The sequence below is a fragment of the Mesorhizobium sp. 128a genome (assembly GCF_053848025.1).
Map to the genome: position 1 here is coordinate 78,744 of NZ_JBSPKY010000023.1, position 17,868 is coordinate 96,611.

Annotated in this window: 10 protein-coding genes and 5 pseudogenes; 11 read left to right on the forward strand and 4 right to left on the reverse strand. The window is 57.1% G+C overall.

Translation table 11 applies throughout. The features are described from left to right. Positions 1-133 precede the first annotated feature (133 nt). From ACWTU9_RS28750 to ACWTU9_RS28770, 5 genes and pseudogenes are all read left to right on the forward strand, one after another. Complete coding sequence (locus tag ACWTU9_RS28750; RefSeq protein WP_455861271.1) at positions 134-1,207, forward strand: nucleoid-associated protein; 1,074 nt, start codon at positions 134-136, stop codon at positions 1,205-1,207. Then, complete coding sequence (locus ACWTU9_RS28755) at positions 1,204-2,202, forward strand: GTP pyrophosphokinase (protein WP_455861272.1); 999 nt, start codon at positions 1,204-1,206, stop codon at positions 2,200-2,202. The genes ACWTU9_RS28750 and ACWTU9_RS28755 overlap by 4 nt, the downstream gene beginning before the upstream one ends. Positions 2,203-3,145: 943 nt before the next feature. Then, positions 3,146-3,217, forward strand: a pseudogene (locus ACWTU9_RS28760) (FMN reductase); the annotation flags it as partial. Next, positions 3,215-4,401, forward strand: a pseudogene (locus tag ACWTU9_RS28765) (radical SAM family RiPP maturation amino acid epimerase); the annotation flags it as partial. The pseudogenes ACWTU9_RS28760 and ACWTU9_RS28765, both read left to right, overlap by 3 nt. Positions 4,402-4,586: 185 nt before the next feature. Then, positions 4,587-5,390: pseudogene (locus tag ACWTU9_RS28770) on the forward strand (methyltransferase domain-containing protein). A 204-nt stretch (positions 5,391-5,594) separates the two neighbouring features. Here ACWTU9_RS28770 and ACWTU9_RS28775 read toward each other — a convergent pair. From ACWTU9_RS28775 to ACWTU9_RS28785, 3 genes are all read right to left on the reverse strand, one after another. Next, positions 5,595-6,092: a GNAT family N-acetyltransferase gene (locus tag ACWTU9_RS28775; RefSeq protein WP_455861273.1), complete on the reverse strand. Its 498-nt coding sequence runs from the start codon at positions 6,090-6,092 to the stop codon at positions 5,595-5,597. Between the two features lie 74 nt (positions 6,093-6,166). Then, positions 6,167-7,291 carry a hypothetical protein gene (locus ACWTU9_RS28780; RefSeq protein WP_455861274.1) on the reverse strand — a complete coding sequence of 375 codons (1,125 nt, stop codon included), beginning with the start codon at positions 7,289-7,291 and terminating at the stop codon, positions 6,167-6,169. Positions 7,292-7,349: 58 nt separating this feature from the next. Beyond that, on the reverse strand, positions 7,350-8,852 hold the full coding sequence (locus tag ACWTU9_RS28785; protein ID WP_455861275.1) for a coproporphyrinogen-III oxidase family protein: 1,503 nt from the start codon (positions 8,850-8,852) through the stop codon (positions 7,350-7,352). A gap of 466 nt (positions 8,853-9,318) precedes the next feature. On the opposite strand from ACWTU9_RS28785, the pseudogene ACWTU9_RS28790 reads away from it, so the two are divergent. The 6 genes and pseudogenes from ACWTU9_RS28790 to ACWTU9_RS28815 form a co-directional block, all read left to right on the forward strand. Then, a pseudogene (locus tag ACWTU9_RS28790) lies at positions 9,319-9,515 on the forward strand (hypothetical protein); the annotation flags it as partial. A 1,664-nt stretch (positions 9,516-11,179) separates the two neighbouring features. Continuing rightward, positions 11,180-12,619 (forward strand): hypothetical protein, encoded by a 1,440-nt coding sequence (locus ACWTU9_RS28795; protein ID WP_455861276.1) that lies wholly within the window; start codon positions 11,180-11,182, stop codon positions 12,617-12,619. Then, positions 12,612-13,430, forward strand: coding sequence for a hypothetical protein (locus tag ACWTU9_RS28800; RefSeq protein WP_455861277.1), 819 nt, complete (start codon positions 12,612-12,614; stop codon positions 13,428-13,430). The genes ACWTU9_RS28795 and ACWTU9_RS28800 overlap by 8 nt, the downstream gene beginning before the upstream one ends. Then, entirely contained in the window at positions 13,430-14,737 is a 1,308-nt protein-coding gene (locus ACWTU9_RS28805) for a hypothetical protein (protein WP_455861278.1), read from the forward strand. The genes ACWTU9_RS28800 and ACWTU9_RS28805 overlap by 1 nt, the downstream gene beginning before the upstream one ends. Continuing rightward, positions 14,734-15,783 carry a hypothetical protein gene (locus ACWTU9_RS28810; protein WP_455861279.1) on the forward strand — a complete coding sequence of 350 codons (1,050 nt, stop codon included), beginning with the start codon at positions 14,734-14,736 and terminating at the stop codon, positions 15,781-15,783. Before ACWTU9_RS28805 ends, ACWTU9_RS28810 begins: the two co-directional genes overlap by 4 nt. A 57-nt stretch (positions 15,784-15,840) precedes the next feature. Further along, the gene (locus ACWTU9_RS28815) at positions 15,841-17,001 is read left to right on the forward strand and encodes a DUF4236 domain-containing protein (RefSeq protein ID WP_455861280.1); all 1,161 of its coding nucleotides are present in this window, start codon (positions 15,841-15,843) and stop codon (positions 16,999-17,001) included. A 334-nt stretch (positions 17,002-17,335) separates the two neighbouring features. Here the strand turns inward: ACWTU9_RS28815 and ACWTU9_RS28820 are convergent. After that, positions 17,336-17,794, reverse strand: a pseudogene (locus ACWTU9_RS28820) (carbamoyltransferase C-terminal domain-containing protein); the annotation flags it as partial. Positions 17,795-17,868 lie beyond the last annotated feature (74 nt).

Genomic DNA, 17,868 nt, shown 5'->3' on the forward strand with positions numbered 1-17,868 from the left:
TCGGGCAGAGATCGGGAAGCTCCCCTCGGCGAACTCTCGGCGGATATTCCTGCCATCGCTTTGACGTGAGAGAATTCTTTACCCCAGCCAGGATATCGTCGAACTAGTTGCTCATAGGACAGACGGGACAGCTATGTTATTTGAGAATCTAAAGGTGCACCGCGTTGCGGTTCACGAGGTTTTTCGTCGCAACGACGACAGATCTATTCAGCCACCGACGTATTCCAATAATCTGGAAGTCCTGAGCGCTGAGGCTATGGGCGCCTTTCGCCTTCGCATGACCGATGCACTGTCGGGTCACACCCAAAGCCTGCAGATGCGGATTGTGAAGTTTGGTGCCGGCAGCTTCTTGGAATGTGCAGAAGGACTCGTCGGTTCCGACGACGCAGCGTTCCTATTGGGCTCCAAGGAAATCGCGACCAAACTTGCTGAGTCACAGCTGGCCCGGCGTATACCGGGCGGCATGGTCATTGTGTTCAACGGGACGGTGGGTGCAGCGTCGGTTCCGTTTATTGGCGTGATTAAGGCGGAAATCCAACAAGGCTTCCGGCGCTCTATTGCGGGCGCAATTGCCATAATCGAATTCCTGAACAATATCTTCCTCACCCCTGCAACACGTCTTTATAAGATTGGCGTGATGGCGTTTGATGACACGACAAAACCGAAGCCCGAGGGCCGGCGCGCCTTCATTTTCGATAGCAACATCTCCGCCGGCAATCGAGAAGCCGCAGCAACGTATTTTTACGATGGCTTTCTTGGTTGCGCGTTGCCCAGCGACGGTCCCTACGAGACCATGAGGTTCTTCGATCTGACAAAGGAGTTCATTCGTGGCTCAGACCTGCAGCCCGAGAAGAAGCGTGATATGGTCGATAGCCTCTATGTGTTCGTTCGGGACGAACAAGATCCGACGTTCACCATTGACCAGTTTGGCAGTAGATTTCTACCGGCAGAACTCCAAGACCCATATGCCGATTTCATGACCACCAGGAAGTTCACGCCGAATGCAGTCGTGAGAGACACGTCGCAGATGGGCACTCGACTTCGCAGGCGTCGGCTAAAATTTGGCGGTGACATTGAGCTCTCCGCTTCACCCGAGGCACTGAAGACCAAGGTGCATATCGAGGCAATTCCGGCTGACGGGGTCCTCGGCGATAGCAGTAGCTGGACGCGCGTTATCATCCATGAGCGCCTAACGGGCGAGCAATGACGGACCGCGAAACCAGGCTACTCGAGCGGTGGCGCGCCGAGCGCCCGATGTATGCTGCTTGGGGAAACTTTGTTTCGGCGACGTTGACTGATGCCATCGCCGAGGAAATTCAACCAACTGCTGTCGAGCTTTTCCTCCGTATCCCGATCAAGCCACGGACAAAGGACGAGTCGTCGCTCTTGACCAAGGCTTTCAGGCGGGGAAAACCCTATGCGGATCCCTACAACGATATCGAAGATAAGGTCGGTTTGCGTGTCGTCGTCTTGGTCTCGTCCGACATCAAGCTTGTCGAGCGGGTAATCAAGACGTGCCCGAATTGGACGGCTGTCCTCGCGCGGGACTACGAAGAGGAGCGAAGGCAGCGGCCGTACGAATTCGACTACCAGTCAGTTCACTACATAGTTCGGTCGAAGGACGAGTTGACATTTGATGATGTGATCGTCGAGGCCGGTATACCCTGCGAAATTCAGGTCCGCACGTTACTCCAGCACGCCTACAGCGAACTAACTCACGACACGATATACAAGCCTAGCGTCCAGGCCTCACCTGAAGTGAAGCGGTCGGCCGCTAAGAGCATGGCCTTGATGGAGGCCACGGACGACTACTTCATGAGGGTAAGGGAATGGTTGGACGCGGCACTGGCTCCAAGTCGCCAGGTCTCAGCAGCTGTCGACCGCTTGTACCGCTCCTTTACGGGGTTGGAGCCTCAGCCGTCGCCGCTCGGTACGTTGCTGATTGATCACTTTGGACAGTGGGCGAAGGAGGGCTTCGAGGCAAACCTAAAGCAGTTCCTTGATGACAAAGCCTTTCTGGCGGACCGTATTAGAGAACGCGCGCCAGAAGATATACTATTCCGTCAGCCTGCTATACTTTTGGTCTATTTTGCCATCAAAGTTGCGCCTCGCGCTGCGCCTGAAAATGGCCCGCTTACTGACCAAGAGCTCGCCCCAATATACAGTGATCTCGGCTTGGCTCGGGCCGTAGCGCAGGGGTAGTCGCCTTTCGACGGCGCCCGCGATGTTCGCTATCCTCAATCGATGTAGGGTCGCGTGGCCCATGTCACCTCGGCGTGGCCGGCCAGTTCATATCGTCTGCTCCACTTACGACAGCGCGGCGAAAGATCTGGACACGGTCGTTATTCGAGGTGATGAGCCGCCGCCCCTTGGCGTCTCCCACCGGACCGGATTCGCCAGTTCCGATGCGAGTTGCTCGAGCCGCGCTCGAACCAGCAAAGCCTCCAGCCGGCGAGCTGCACCTCAGTTCGTCTGATGCCTGCCTCCAGAGGGGTGCTGGAACGATCTGGCATACTGACTCAGCGGTTCGAGGTTGATGCACTCGCAGTCCCACTGCGGGACAACCGTTCAGCGGCACGCGCGACAGCATCTCGCAGTCACCTCGGCGTCCGACCCAGGTGCCGCCGCAGTCCAATCTGCGGGACGAACTGTTCGCAACGCACGCTCTACCTCGCCCTCTGAGGCGCAGCCAAGATCCAGAGGAACGATAGCAAAGCCGCAGACTTGGTCGCGCGTCACGTCAGGTGTCTGGAAGGCGTTCGGGCCGTCGCGGTAGACCCGGCATCCGATGGCCATCGGACGAGGTCATTTCGGCCGAGTTTCTCGTGATTACGCAATGGTCCCATAAGAAAATCGAAATGGCCGTAATGACTCTCTCCCCAGCGTGATCCGCAAGTTGAACCGGGGCCCATCGGAGCCAGGATCTCGGCATCACCATACGATCGGGCCATCGCCATGCGAAATGCAGCAGCAGCTTACGGAAGGGCCGGAGCCCGAGACTCGGAATAGACAACTGGAGAACATCATGGACCACAGCGACCGATTCGAGGAAGAAGCATGAATGAACGCTGAAGTTTCAGCAGCCCCATCTTCGTGAGGCGTGCCATGGCTATCGTACGAGATATTGCCGGCCTTGCGGACGCAAATCGATCCGGCCGCGTTGCGGGGAAAGCCCGTCCTCCTGACCGCGACCGGCGGCGGCGAGCAACACGCCTTGCGCCACCGCGACCTCCTGCGCGACGAAGGCGAAATGTCGATGATCAACCCTCGCTTTCATGCCTGGCGCGAGCGTCAAATCCAGCGATGTAATGACGAATTGGGCGGATCGGCTCCGTCGGTCTCGCACCCCATCTTGGCTTTCGAGCTGAGCGAAGGCTGCACCGTCGGTTGCTGGTTCTGTGGCGTCTCGGCCGAGCGCTTCAAAGGCTATTACGACTATAACAAAGGCATGCAGAACTTTGGCGTGGGGTGGTTGGTGTCGCGAGCGAGATGTTTGGTTCGGCAGCCCGCACCGGTTTCTGTTACTGGGCCACAGATCCGATCGACAATCCACACTACGATCACTTTCTGTTCGACTACTATCCGCTCACGGGCGCATTACCCCAAACAACGACGACCGCCCCGCGCTCAAGGACGAGGCACTCACCAGGCGCGTGCTCGGACTTTTCAACCGCTATGGCACTACGCCGAATCGTTTCTCAGTGCTGAGCAGGGCACATCTCAATCAGATTCATACGGCGTTTTCGCCTGAGGAGCTGATGGGCGTCGAACTCATCCCGCAGGGTAAAGGGGCGCCGACCGCGAAGGCTCTGACCGGGCGCGCGCGTGCGCGGAAGGAGAAGCTCAGGGGCGCCAACAAAGACGATGCAATCGCCTTGCCAGAGGGCGATCACACGACGATCGCCTGTGTTTCCGGCTTCCTCATAAATATGCGGCAGGGACGCTTACAATTGGTGACACCGGTACTGGGTGGCGAACGCTGGCCTCTCGGGTACCGCATCGTGGGTCAATGTTTCTTCAGGACGCCTGACGAGTTCCGAGAGGCGCTGCAGAGCATGATGGATCAGCACATGCTCGAGAGCCCAGCCCCCGACCTGCCGATCCGCTTCCGCAGAGACCTGCAATACAAAGCAGGGAACGGGTACTTCGATCTCCGCTCACGCAACAAGGAAGACCGGGTGCTCGATGACGTCGGTCCGATATACCGTTGGGCATCTGATCGCATGCGGCAGCTGCACAGCCTCGGAGCTGGTTATGCGAGTCACGACAGACGGGACGAGCGTACTTGCAGTCGCCGACCTGCTCGACCAGTTGTACGCGGCCGGGTTGATCGAAGAGGACCTCGATGAGCGCGGCGATTGGCAGAGCAGCGACGGGACGAGCCGCATCAAAGGGGTGTGAGACGCGGGCTGCTGCCACGTGTGCTCAAGACCAGCGAAGCTTCGATCCTGCGGCGCATCGAGTGTTTCCTCCCATTCGCTCGATGCGTTCCCCTCTGAAGGTTCTGACCTCACGTTGGCCGGACCCAAGAGGTCCTTGCACTGACGGAGCGGCAGGACGCCGTCCGAACCAGGAGGAATCCCGACATGACACAACTCGACGAAGCAACACTCAATGAGCTCGTGGGCCGCGTCCTTAGCGACGTAGGAGGAGCAGGCAGCGTTCCGCTCGTGCGGATTGGAGACGCGCTCGGCCTGTACAGGACCCTAAGGAAATTGGGCCGGCGACACCCGACGAGCTTGCCGCCGCTTCCGAATGCGCGCCGCGCTACGTGCGCGAATGGCTCTCGGCTCAGGCGGCCTCTGGCTACGTACATCATGATGGCGGCCAGTTCTCGCTGACGCCCGAGCAGTCATTCGTCTTTGCGGAGCCCGACAGCCCGGTTCATCTATCGGCGCCTTCGACACAGCGGCTGCGATGGTCGAGAACCAACAGAAGGTTCAGGTATTGTTAAAGACGGGCAAGGGCGTCGCCTGGGGAGATCAGGCTGGGTGTATGTTCTGCGCCGTGGCGCGGCTGTTCCGGCCAGGCTATGTCACCGCGCTGGTGCAGGATTGGCTGCCGGCGCTCGATGGAGTGACGGAAAAACTGAATGCGGGCGCAAAGGTGGCCGACGTCGGCTGCGGACACGGGCTGTCGACGATCTTCATGGCGCAGGTGTTCCCCAAGTCCCGCTTTACCGGCTTCGACTTCCACCCAGCTTCGATCGCTGCAGCAAGCGCGCATTCGCGGGCGCACGACGTAACGAACGTGACTTTCGAGGTCGGGCGGGCGCACTTGGCACACAAGCCGGAGAAAAGCGGCCGGCCCAGGTGATCCGCTCAGGCGGCTTCCAGCATGTCCGGCGAGCGGCCCAGACCCCGCTCAATATGGTGCTCGAAGCGACCTAACAGCGCCCACCTGCGGGTCATCGGGACAAGAACCAAAATCCAGGCAGGGAACGACGACACGGCCCCTGTGACCGCATATTGCGAATCCGCGTCCAGCGGACGAATTCTGGGCAAGGTGTCACTCCGCCCGCCCCGAAGCCGACCCTCATTTGGGTTCTACGGTCGCGTCATGGCGTTCACCGACTTCTGTATCGCCTCACAACTTCATCGATAACGCGGGGTACCATCCCGGCCGACGAGCCGCTTCTGGTAGAAGATCACTGCATATCCGTGCAACATCCCTTCCCTGAGGCGAATATAGCCGGCCGTCTCATAAAATCTTTGAGCCCCTACTTGGATCGTTGTCGTGTCGAGGACTATCCACTTGAATCCCAGAGCGACGGCTCGCGATTCCAATTCACCAAGAATTCTCCTTCCAAGCCCTCGTCGTTGAAAGACGGGAGCGACCCGCATACGCTTCAGTTCTGCGACGTCGTCGTCAACGCGTTTCAATCCACCCATAGCAGCAAGTTGAGTCCCAATACGCACGACTACGAAGTCCCCGCCTGACTCGATATAGACTTCTCCAACATTGCGTAAATCATCCTCCCACACCCCTCCGGGGCCGCGCACACCTACATGCTTAGTTGCGCTTCTATGAAGATGCCATACATCGTCGGCATCCCCAGATTCGAAGCGACGGAAGACCACGTCTTGAGACATTGACCCTCGCTTTCGACTCGTGTCGGACGCAAGCGCCTCTAGCGTGATATTTGCTTGGCAAAGCGATACCGACGTTAACTTTGGCCCGCCGCCGTCAAGAGCCGCTGTGAAAGCACAGCATCAACACTTTCCGACGCCCCAACTCCGACAATTGAACGACCTGGTTCAACCGTATATTTCAAGGCCGTACTGCGGTGCATCCGGGTAAACCGATCCAGCGCCCCGACACAGGACGCGCGCAGCTCTCTGATTTCACTCGCCTGGCGCTCGATGCCGGGCGCAATCGTTGCAGACTTAGGGAAGTTCGCTTTCCCCTCTAGCCAGCTTGGCTGGAGTCCGGCGTTTCGGCTATCAGATGACAACCAACGAAATATCTCGTGAATGCATTCCTGCGGATAGTATTCTGACAGTCGATATACATCTCTGTAAAACTGAGGTTTCTGGTGGCAGAGTTCTTCGCCGATCAGTAGCACCGAGACCGCCACGACGCGGGCAGAAAAACGGCCGCTTGGGCCAAGCCTATCCTTGTAAGGGTTCTTTCCGTAGAACATACGAAATTGGCCGAATAGATCGGGCGACATATATCGGTGAAAGCGCCCCAGAACAGAATTTGCTGACTCTAGGCGCTCCGCGCAACGTGCAAGACAATAACTTGCATCCGCCTCGGCGGCATCGCGCAGCTCAAGTAGAGCGTCTATCGCTGACTGTAATTCGCTCTCAATGAATTGATGACCCAGGCAGAAATCCCGCTCCTCGACCCCGGCCGAGCCAAGGCAATATACGCGTGGATCGCACTGCAACGGATTCGTAAGAATCATGTCTTCGTAGGAGAGGACGTCAATGCTAGGTTGCAGTTGGCAACTCACGCGTGCAAGACGGCTCAGCGCATCTCCCACCGTCAACTCGGCATCGACGGGATCAAGGCCGGCAAAGGCGGATATCTGATAAGCACAATTGGCGAGATACTGGATGTCTGTCTTAGCGACCCCGAACTCGGACCGGGGCAGAGTCCGCAACTGCGCTTCGTGGTCCTTCGCCACAATCATTGCGTTAATGCTCCGCCCTAGGGCCTTAACCGCTTCACCTGGACGTTTACTGCCTTTGATCTCCGCAATACGGTGCGGCAGTTGCTCGGTGACAAAATCGCTGAGAAGACCAAGCGGCCGTTTTCGGTGCCGGCGATCAATGCGATCGGTCAAATGAGAAAATATCGCCTGCACCCGATGAGCCCCCTGTTCCGGGATGGAAAAAGAAGACCTAATGGACATCGAGCGCACCCCCGACTTCACCGAACAGGGCCCGCATTTCTACACTTGACCCGTATCTTCCCGCCGGCGAGTAATCGTGTTTTTCGAGCAGATCGGCTCGTTTGTCGGTTATTCTGCTTTCGGTGTACGCGACCTGCTCCAGCACGTCTTCCGAGAAGAATAGCAGCGACACAGCGCCCGCATTGATAACGCCAGAAGCAGTTAACGAAAGCACGCCATCGTTTGAGATAGCCGCCAGCCCCGCCTCAGTTAGGAGTTTAAGCTCGCGGCCAAAGTATTGTTCAATCGATACGCCAAACTCTAGCTCGAAGCGAGAGAGCAACACTCCGCTGCTTCGTAATGAGAACATCAACGTTCTGCGCATGAGATCGTCTTGCGACAGTACAACACCTTTCCACACCGGTTTCTCCCCCGCTTCAACTCTGGACAGATAGCTATTTAAATCCGCCTCGTTATAGAACTGGCACTGACTCATGTAGCCAAATCCGCCAACCCCAAACGGGACAAGATTATTGTCGTTCCAGGAATCGTATTTGCGGGACTGTTGGAAGGAGTGCGGTTGGGACCTCTTGGTCCAATAGAAAATGGGCCCGTGACGATAGCCGAGGCTCGTGAGGATGTGCTCAGCCATGAAGTGCATTATGATGCGCTCCTTAGCTCCGGCGAAATGGTATCGTCCTCGCGCTAATTGCCGGGTGATGGGGTCCGTCGATTTAAACATCAATGGGAATATGTTGAACTTCTCTGTTCCCATGTCCAATAGGCCGATAATGGAGTCGTACCAACTCCTGAACGTTTGCTCCGGCAGTCCATACATAAGGTCAAGGGATAGATTCTCAACGCCCATCTCAATCAGCAATTTTACAGTTTGTGTTACCTCCTCCGCACCGTGCCCGCGGTTTAATATGCGCAAGATATTCCTATCCAAGGTTTGAACGCCAAGCACGAAGCGGTTTACGCCGCTCGCAAGCATAGTGGATAAGCGATCCGTAGCATCGACTTGCTTTCCAAGAGAGGGGTGCAATTCGAAACTTACCTCAGAGTTCGATAAATCAAAGCGCTTGCTAACCATGCCAAAAAGCGTTTTGAGTTGATCGTTGGTCAGGAATGAAGGAGTGCCACCTCCGAAAAACGCAGTCTCAATGACTCTGCCATCAAGCGCCGCCTCCGACCAACTCATCTCTTTATCTAGAGCCGCCAGATATCGTTCCACTCGCGCGGTGGGTGGATTGATTTCTTTGCCAAAGTGGCAAAATGTGCAATACTGGTTGCAGAAGGGAATGTGGAAATAGAGGTCGATTGACGACGCAACCTGATCCAACAACAGTGCGGCATCCAGATCCTTCATGGCCTTGAGGGGGGGATATGTCCCAACGAGATAATCGTTGTGCATCTCGAGGTGCAGGTTTCGCGATCTCAACATGTCTAGATTGATCTCGTACGAACGGTCAATCGCAAGTTCCAAAGTCTCGGAATAGCTCGGCGTGTTCACTCTTTAGATTCCTTCTCCTGAAGGCCAGGCGTGGCGGCGGTCGTTTTCGCGCTAGATCGCTGTGTTCTGACTAGCAAAGCAGTCATTTCGTCGCACGATCCGAATTCGCGCACTCCCTGCTGACGCTGCAGGGTTCCGGCGGGAAAGACCTCCACAGTGCCAACGTCTACGGCATTAAGCCCATCGAGCAAGTTCATTTGCATTCCTGTGACGAGACCGGGAGACTGCCGAGGTCGTTAGAATCCTTTACGGGTTCCCTGCAGTCGACGTGCCAAGACGACCTAAGGGTAAAATCATGTGCATTGCGTCGCTGCGCCGACGCAATATTGGGCCTCCGCGTCCGATTTCGGACATAAATGTCTTCTATCGGACACGGCTGAACATGACAGCCGGAGGCTCAAGGCCACGCATGAGCCAAGTGTGTCACTTACGCGCCCATTGAATTATTTGCGGGCTTTCGCGCATCCCTGAGCTCGAATCGACGGTCGAGGGCAACGAGGACGTCCCTTGGCCTTGGCGGCCGAGCAATATGCGACAACAAGTATGCAGGGGCGTTCCTGCGGGCGTTCACGTTCCAATCGGCGCGGCGACACGATCCGCTTCTTGCGGCAATTTCGCTGGCTGAAACGCCTGTACGCCGAGAGCCGTCGAACACTCCCGGATTAGGTCGCCCGCGGGTTAACCCTGCGCATTTTTCGTGCGGTGGAAACAACTCCCAGACATCGGGGTTGTGAGGCCGGACCGCGCATCCCACCCGGCGGGCCTTTTTTATTGCTTCATGCTTCCGTCGGTCAGTTCTCGATAAACCTGGCACCAAAAGCGGTAGTCGGCGTTTCGACCCGCAAAATTCGCCTCTAGCGCGGACCGCAGTGTCCCGCCCGTAAAGCTCGATCGCGGCGCTTACTGCACGCTTCGGATCGGCTAATTCGGCCAGCGCCAAGACATCCGAGGGGCGAGTATCTGCAGGCATGGCGCACATCGTGCCATGTGGGTGCCGATGCGACACAATGGAGATCGGCAGCTATCTGCTGCCGAGCGCCTTTGCCTCGCGTTCCAGCGTCTCCCTGTCGTTACCGTGCTTTGCGAGTGGTTCGCGGACTTCTGGAATGGTGAGTCCAAACTTGGTGGCGAAATAGCCGACCTCATAGACCCTCCTCGCCGCAAGCGGAAGGATGCCGTTGGTGCAGTGAGGTAAGCGCGGGTCTTGCGCCGCCGTTCAGGCGCCTCTCAACTAACCAACATACGGACCAGGCATATGCGTCCAATGATAGATCCGGTCGCCGGTGCTTCCCCCGTAAACACCGGATCAGGTGGCGAACGATGGCCCCGGTGATGCATTCCTTGATCTCCAAGGCATGGTCAGGTGACGAGGCGGTGCGGGGTGGGCGCCAGAAAGCTCATCCAGGCGCACACGCTGTGCTCAACCTCACGCCCCTATTCGCAGGGCGCTCCACGCCTTTCAGGCGCTTGAGTCAAGAGGTGGGTCGCCATTTCATCCTGGCGTGATCGATCGATATGCGCGACGCCGACTTACGCGCGCTCCATTTCGCCAAGAAAGATGACATCATCCGGAGGTGGAAATTGTGGGTTGGAAATCTGCCTCCGTATCTCCAAATTCTTGGCTTCGTTTCCTTCTCCTGTAAATCGAAATCCGCTCTTGTAGAAAAATATTGAAGCTTCTTCAGATTGAGAACGAAGAATCAGACTGCGAAGGTTCTCTGACGCTCTGAACCGATCGGCCATATTGATCATAACCATGCCGAGCCCCGTACCTCGACCGGTATCTGTTGTTTATCCAGCCAATTCGCAAGCTGCCCTCGTCCGGCGCAATGGTCAAATTTCCTAGCTCGGTTTGATCAACATCAGAGAACAAAGAAATATCTCGGGAATTGCCGATGTGCTCAATTGTGTTGTGCAACCGGATTGACTCTCCCCGGACCCTGTCAAAAACGGAGTCGATCTGGACTGAGCGGCTCGCCTGCCTTAGATCGATAATTGCCGTTTCCCGGTCGTCGGAGGTTACACATCTCGCCACTTCGCCCAGCAGCTCACTCCGCATGTGAGTCGATCGGGCGACGCCGCGATCGCGGTCTTCAGGTCCACGTCTACTTGTATAGCGATCCATCGTTCAGGGCTCGTTTGGTTTCCAAAGGTACCGCAAGAGAGAGATCAGCTGAACTGATTTCGCGTTACATTTCTAACCTGCGGGGTTCGTTGAAGCTCCTCCGCGAAGACCGAAGACGATCGCACGCCTATGGTTGCCCTTTCGCGCTACTGTGCATAGAAAGCATTCTGCTTGGGGCGAAAAGAATTGGGATGCGAAGGGCGTGGGTTCTAAATTCGAAAAGCTAAATCGGCTACGCGAGTCGCTGCGCGATTCCAACCATGATTTCCGAGCGAGCACCCAGCTTTTCAACAGCTTGGATGTCGCCAAGATTGATCGCGATATGGATCTCGCTGGCCGCGGGAAGGAGCGTGGCGAGGGCAACCAGCCCCCGAAGAGCGCCAAGAATCTCGACGATGTCGAACATGCCATCATTGAACGTGTCGAAGACGAGAAAAAGGCTTCGTATCATACTCTAGAGGACAACCTGCAGCTTCTCGGCGGACGTCTCGCCGGCCTCGATTTCGAAGAACAGTTCGGTCTAATCCGTCAGGCGAACGCGGCCAGCGTGTCAGACTTCAAAGCTTCGGTTACGGTCGGGCTGGATGAACTCCATGGATTGAGGAGGGCTCTCGACGACGCTGAGAAAGAGCACGCCTGGTTCAAAGAGAAGCACGGATTGTTTCGCGCGGCACGGGTCCAGCACGGCGCGGCTCATCTTTTGCGGCTCTCGCTGCTGCTACTCCTTTTTCTTATCGAAACAGCGATGAACGGGAGTTTCCTTGCCAAAGGGAACGAGCAGGGGTTCTTTGGTGGCATCCTAGAGGCAGCAGCATTCTCCTTCATCAACATCGGCGCCGCATTGCTTCTCGCGCTTTTTTGCGCCCGCCTGGTCACCCACCGGTCGGTGTTTGGGAAGCTAGTCGGGATTTTCTCGATCCTTGTCTATGTCGGTCTGGCCGTGACCATAAATTTGGCGCTGGCGCACTATCGCGAGGTGAGTGGCTCGCTCGCGGATGGCGCCGGTACAGAGGTCATCCGAAACATGCTCGCCAATCCGGCGGGCCTCACGGACGTGAAGTCGTGGCTTCTGTTTGCGATCGGCCTCATGTTTTCGATTTTCGCATTTATTGACGGCTGGTTCGTACTCGACCCGTATCCGGGTTACGCTGGCGTCGAAAATCGGTTGGTCCGTAAGCGGCAGGACTATATCGATCGTAAGAGAGAGTTGATTGAAGAACTGCAAGACGTTCGCGACGACCACAACGAAAAGGTTGAGGACATCGTCAAGGAACTCGGCAGCCGTCGCAGGGAGCATCGTGCGATCGTCGATCATCGGTCCAGGCTTCTGGCGCTTTTTGCACAGCATCAGGACCAGTTGGAGCGAACCTGCAACCAGCTTCTGTCGAAATACAGGGAAGCGAACATACAGGCGAGGAAAGAGCCTGCCCCCAAACATTTCGGGGCGCCTTACAAGCTCGATCGCATCAAACCTCAAATTTCCGGTGACGGGGAGTGGAGCGAGGGGGATGTTGGCGCATCGATCCGCGAGGCGCAAGAAGAGCTCAATGGTCAAGTCCGCCTCATTGGCCAGGAGTGCGAGCGGGGGATTGAGCAGTACCGCGAGCTCGACAAACTTCATCCGGACAGCGTGAATGGCTAGGCGGGCTCGCAGGCGCAAGAAGGGCCATGCGGGCACGATCGTCGCGGCTGTCGCCCTTGGGGGGCTATCCGTTGCGATGCTGGCCGGCTTTGGCTGGATGTGGTCACGTTCTGGCAAGGGTCAGATCGACGCCAGCACGAATTGTCCGTTGGATGGCCCCGTCAGCCTGACGGCCGTGCTGATCGACGCCACCGATCCGATTTCGGCAACGACGATGGCCGATCTGAAGAACGAGTTCCGCAAGACGATCGGGCGGGTCGAGCCGGGCGGCTATGTGAGGATTTACACGCTGAACTCTGACCCCGGCGACCTGACCGTGATGTTCGATGGATGCAACCCGGGTGACGGGTCGACGGTGGATAATTGGACCAACAACCCTGCGCGGCGTCAAAAGAAATGGGAAAACGCCTTCGGCGACCCTTTGAACAAGCTTCCTGATGAAATTCCGAATGCTGCCTCGGCGAGCCAGTCTCCGATCATGGCCGGCATTCAGAAAATCAAACTGTCGCTCTTCGATAGCAGCTTGGCGAAACAGGGTGGCGCCAAGAGATTGGTGGTCGCCTCGGACATGATCGAACATAGCGCGCCTTATTCGCAGTACCGATCAGGTCTCGATTACCAGAAATACGTCAATAGCGCCGCCGATCGGACCTACGGCACCTCGCTTGATGAAGTGGCCGTTACAATTCTCTATATCGACAGGGCAAAGAAGCCATTTCAGTCGCTCGACCACGCCGAGTTCTGGACGCAATGGGTCCAAAACCACCACGGCGAGTTCGAAAAGCTGGTTGGCTTGGAGGGGTTAAACTGATGGCCAGGAAGCACGACAATCCCCTGTTGGGGCATCGAGGCTTTCCGCTCGTTGTCTTCGCGGCTTTGACGCTCGGCGGCTGCGTTTTCATCGCCATTGCGAAGCTCTCAGGCGTAAACCCGATCGTGGCGGCGGGTGCACCGGTATGCCTGATGCTCTTTTACCTCGGCGTATCGATCTTCACCGGGAAGCTTCGCCTTCACGATGAGCAGACCGGTGACAATCTTTACTACATGGGCTTCCTGTTCACCCTGACGAGCCTCGGCATCTCGTTGTTCCAGTTCGGGTCGGAGGGCTCGACTGATGCAATCGTTAGGAACTTCGGTATCGCGATCACGTCGACCATCACCGGCATCGCGCTCAGAATCTTCTACAATCAGATGCGCCGCGACCCTGCGGATATCGAGAGGACGGCCAGGCATGAACTCGCCGATATGACGCGGCGAGTAAGAGCCGAGATGGAGAGCGTCACCAGGGAGTTTGCCGATTTTCGCCGGGTCAGCCATCAAATGCTCGAAGAGGGCTTCGCAGAGATTGCCGTGCAAGCAGAGCGGAACGGCGAGCACATAAGATCCGCATTGGACAAGATCGCCATGGAATCGATCAAGCCGGTGCAAGAGGCCTCAGGCAAACTCAGTGACGCGCTTAAAGACAATTTCGGGCAGGTCGAAAGTCAGTTCTCTTCGATTGCGCAGCGGGTCGAAGCTGCTGCTGATTTGCTCGACAAAGCCAACAGCTCGATGTCTTCGTCGGTCGGTAAGCTCGGCGAACAAGCTGACACCGTGGCCACGAAGCTGGAAAAGGTTGTCGTTCCTGACGAGGTGCTAAAGAACGATCTGGCGCCGATGGTAAAGCTCCTGGGCAGCGCTGTCGCCCAGTATGCGGTCAAGACCGAGACGGCCTCGCAGGAGCAACAAGCTCGTATGACCGGTCTCGCTGACGCAGTGGCGAAAGTGGCGAGTGGTGTAGAGCGGGCGGCAGCCGCGGCAGAGAAGACAGCGGAGAGTGTTCAAGCGCAGCAGCGCCTAACCGAAGCGCTTGCGGCAGTGGTGCAAAAGCAGAGTAAGGACACGAGCGAACTCGTTGCAACAATTGCAGAAAGGGGTCTTCAGGTGGCGCGCGCCAACCATGCGGCTAACGACGCAATAGCAGTCGATCCAGCACGCGCAGTGATACCTGCCGCCAGTGTTGGTGAAGAGGCGATAATCAACATCTCCGAAGGTGCGCAAGGCGATTCCTTCCAATCCTTGGGCGGCGCGCCAGACAAGGCTGAACCGCCGAGAAAAAGCGGTTGGTGGGGCCGGTGACCGAGGTCGTGGGAACAGCGGTCGCTTTTGAGCGCAAGGGCTATGGCCGCGGCCTGATCCTGGGTCTGACGATGGCCGAAACGATGCTGCTTCTGGTGTTCTGCCTTCTGCTTGCAGCCGGCGCAATCATCGCCAAGAAGCAGAAAGAGGCTGCAGAGGCGCAGAAGATTGCCAAATCCCTCAGGCAGGAATCGCGTGAGCTCGACGAGGAAAACAAGCGGCTCCTTGCTCAGCTGAATGAAATGGTCAAGCCCGCGACAGGGCGCAACGTGCTCGACCAGCAATGGCGTGAACTGGTCCTGGCCAAAGAGAACATTGAAAGGATCAAAAAGGCAGGGCTTTCGGTTGAACAAGTGGTGAAAAAGGCGCCGGTCACCAAAGTCCTTTCCGACAATGATATCGACGTCGACCAAGCCAAGGCGATGATCGAGCGCACGAAGGTGCTGAAGGAGTTTGGTTACGCCGGTACGGCCAAGACCTCCAAGGACCTTTCAGATGCATTGAAGAAGGCAGATGAGCCTATGCTTGCTGCCAAGCCGCACGATTGGCCGCCCATCATCAGTCTCAGCGAACTCGATGGCTACAATTTCGACACCGGAAGTGCGGAGCTTTCCGATCGCTTCAGGACGCGGTTGCGGGATCTGTCGAAGACGATTGCGGGCATTGCAACGTCATACGGCGTCGACGTCATCGAGGTGATTGGACACACGGACGAGCAGGCCATGTCCGGTCAGTTATCGAACATGGATAAAGGTCTCCAACCGGTCCTCGCCCGCAACGTTGAAGTCGGTACGCTTCATCCGGCCGACAACGCCGGCCTTGGGCTGGCCCGAGCAATCTCGGTCACGAGTATACTTCGCGATATGCCCGAGCTGAAAGGGCTCACAATCCTGCCGATGTCGGGTGGCCAGCTGATATTGCCTGGCGACCATCTGACCGACGGAGCGCAGGCCGGCGACGTGAAGGCGAGACGACGAATTGAAATCAGGGTGAGGCAGCGGTCGCGAGAAACGGATCTCGCGCCGGCTGGGGGATCGAAGTCGTGAGTGGGAAAGAATGCTAGTGGCTTAGCGCACACAGCATTGAGTTGGGGGACTCAGGGAATGGGGTTTTACGTTCGAAAATCGATCGGTGCAGGGCCGTTCCGCTTCAACTTTTCGTCGGGCGGGGTAGGCGTCTCCGTTGGTGTGAAAGGTCTTCGGATCGGAACGGGTCCGCGCGGCCACTATATCCACGCAGGCGTAGGCGGTCTCTACTATCGCGGCACGCTCGGAAAAGCCGGCGCGAAAAAGGGTATCCAACAGCCAACCCCTTACACGCCGCAAGCTCAACCGCAACCGTCGGCCCCACAATACATCACTGATGGCGTCGTGATGAGCGAGATCGAGTCCGGCGACGTTATGGACATGCGGGATGAGACTTTTGCAAATGTGATCGATGAAATCAACGCCAGGCAATCGCAGACCCGGCTCTCCGTCGTGCTGGCAGTTCTATTTGGGATAAGCGGCTTCCTTGTTGGGAAAGCGCTCGGAGGTGCCGCGCCTCTGCTGGGGGTCGCTGCATTTCTACCGGGCATGCTGATTGGCAAATGGTTTGACGGCTACCGCCGGGTAAGCGTGCTCTATTATGATCTGGAGCAAGACGCCGAGGCTGCCTATGGCGGGCTGGTTGCCGCGTTCGAAACGCTCACTCGCTGCGCAGGAAAGTGGCATGTCGCTGCCGGAGGCAAGATCCAGGATCTGACAACTTGGAAGCGCAATGCCGGGGCCAGCATGCTGGTCGACAAAAAGCCTACAAAACTTGCAAACACCTTACCGCAAGTTGTTCGTAGCAACGTTACACCGCCTTCGATGCACGTGGGACGGCAGGTGCTCTATTTCATGCCAGATCTCGTCCTCGTGAAGGATGGCAACCGCTTCGGCGCGGTTGGATACGCTGATCTCCATTCACAGTTTGCTCCGAGCAATTTTATCGAGACGGGGAGAGTTCCGTCCGACACTGAAGTGGTTGCACACACCTGGGCCCACCCTAACAAAAGCGGTGGGCCGGACAGGCGATTCAAAAACAATCGGCAGATTCCGGTCTGCCGCTACGAAGCCTTGCGACTCTCCAGTACGACTGGACTGAACGAACTCGTGGAATTCTCCAGGACAGGCGTGAGTCAGCCTTTTTGCCAGGCGCTAATGGCCCTCGGGCAATTGCATCTAGGCTCTCGTCGCAAGGCCATAAAGATGGATGCGCGTGGACCCTCACCCCGGGGCTGACACGAATACCCGCACTGTGTGACCTGTGAACGGCTCGTGATGATAGGAGGCTATCTTGACAGAGCCACGTTGTCGGCATGTGCCGCGCGCCAGTTCCAAGGGCGTGTGTCATCCTTCTGGACAAGGTGGCTGCTTAGGCTTTCCGAGCTGGGCGAAAGTTCAGCGCGCAAGACCCAATGTGATTGCGCGCGGGGGAACCGCAGGACTCGATCGAGGCCAGCCGCAACGCGGCCGAGGATGGCTTTGAGGGGCACCCCAACCAAGGATCTGCCGCCAGAATACGGTAGGCAAATAAACCATGAACAGCGTAACTTTGCAGCTTAGCTGTCAGATCTCAAACTTTCGATTGCACCGACTCCGTGCCGGGTGCCGTCTTGAGGAGATAAAAGGCATCGTTCATAACAAACCCGTCGAGACCTGCGGTCCGGGCATAGGTCAACAAATCGCTTGCACGGTTGATAAAGCCGGTGCCATTGAAGTTCAGCGATGTGTTACAAAGGACCCCGACCCCGCTCTTCGCCTTGAACGACGTGAGCAACTGAAACAGGCGGGGGTTTTGCTCCCGCGAAACCGTCTGAGCCCGTGCTGTGCCATCAACGTGCGTGACGGCCTCCAACCGGCTATCGAGAACTTTCTGGAAAAAAAGCATGTAGGGCGATGGGCGTGACAAATCGAAGTGCAGCGCAACATCCTGCTCCAGGCAAATCGGTGCGATCGGGCGGAAAGCCTCCCGGTTCTTGATGCGATTTAAACGCTCATGGGTTGCCTTGGAGAAAGGCGCCGCGAGAATTGACCGATTGCCTGTTGATTTTCACTGAGAACTGACCCGGCATTTCCACCGAGATTTGACCCGCCTTTCATGTATGT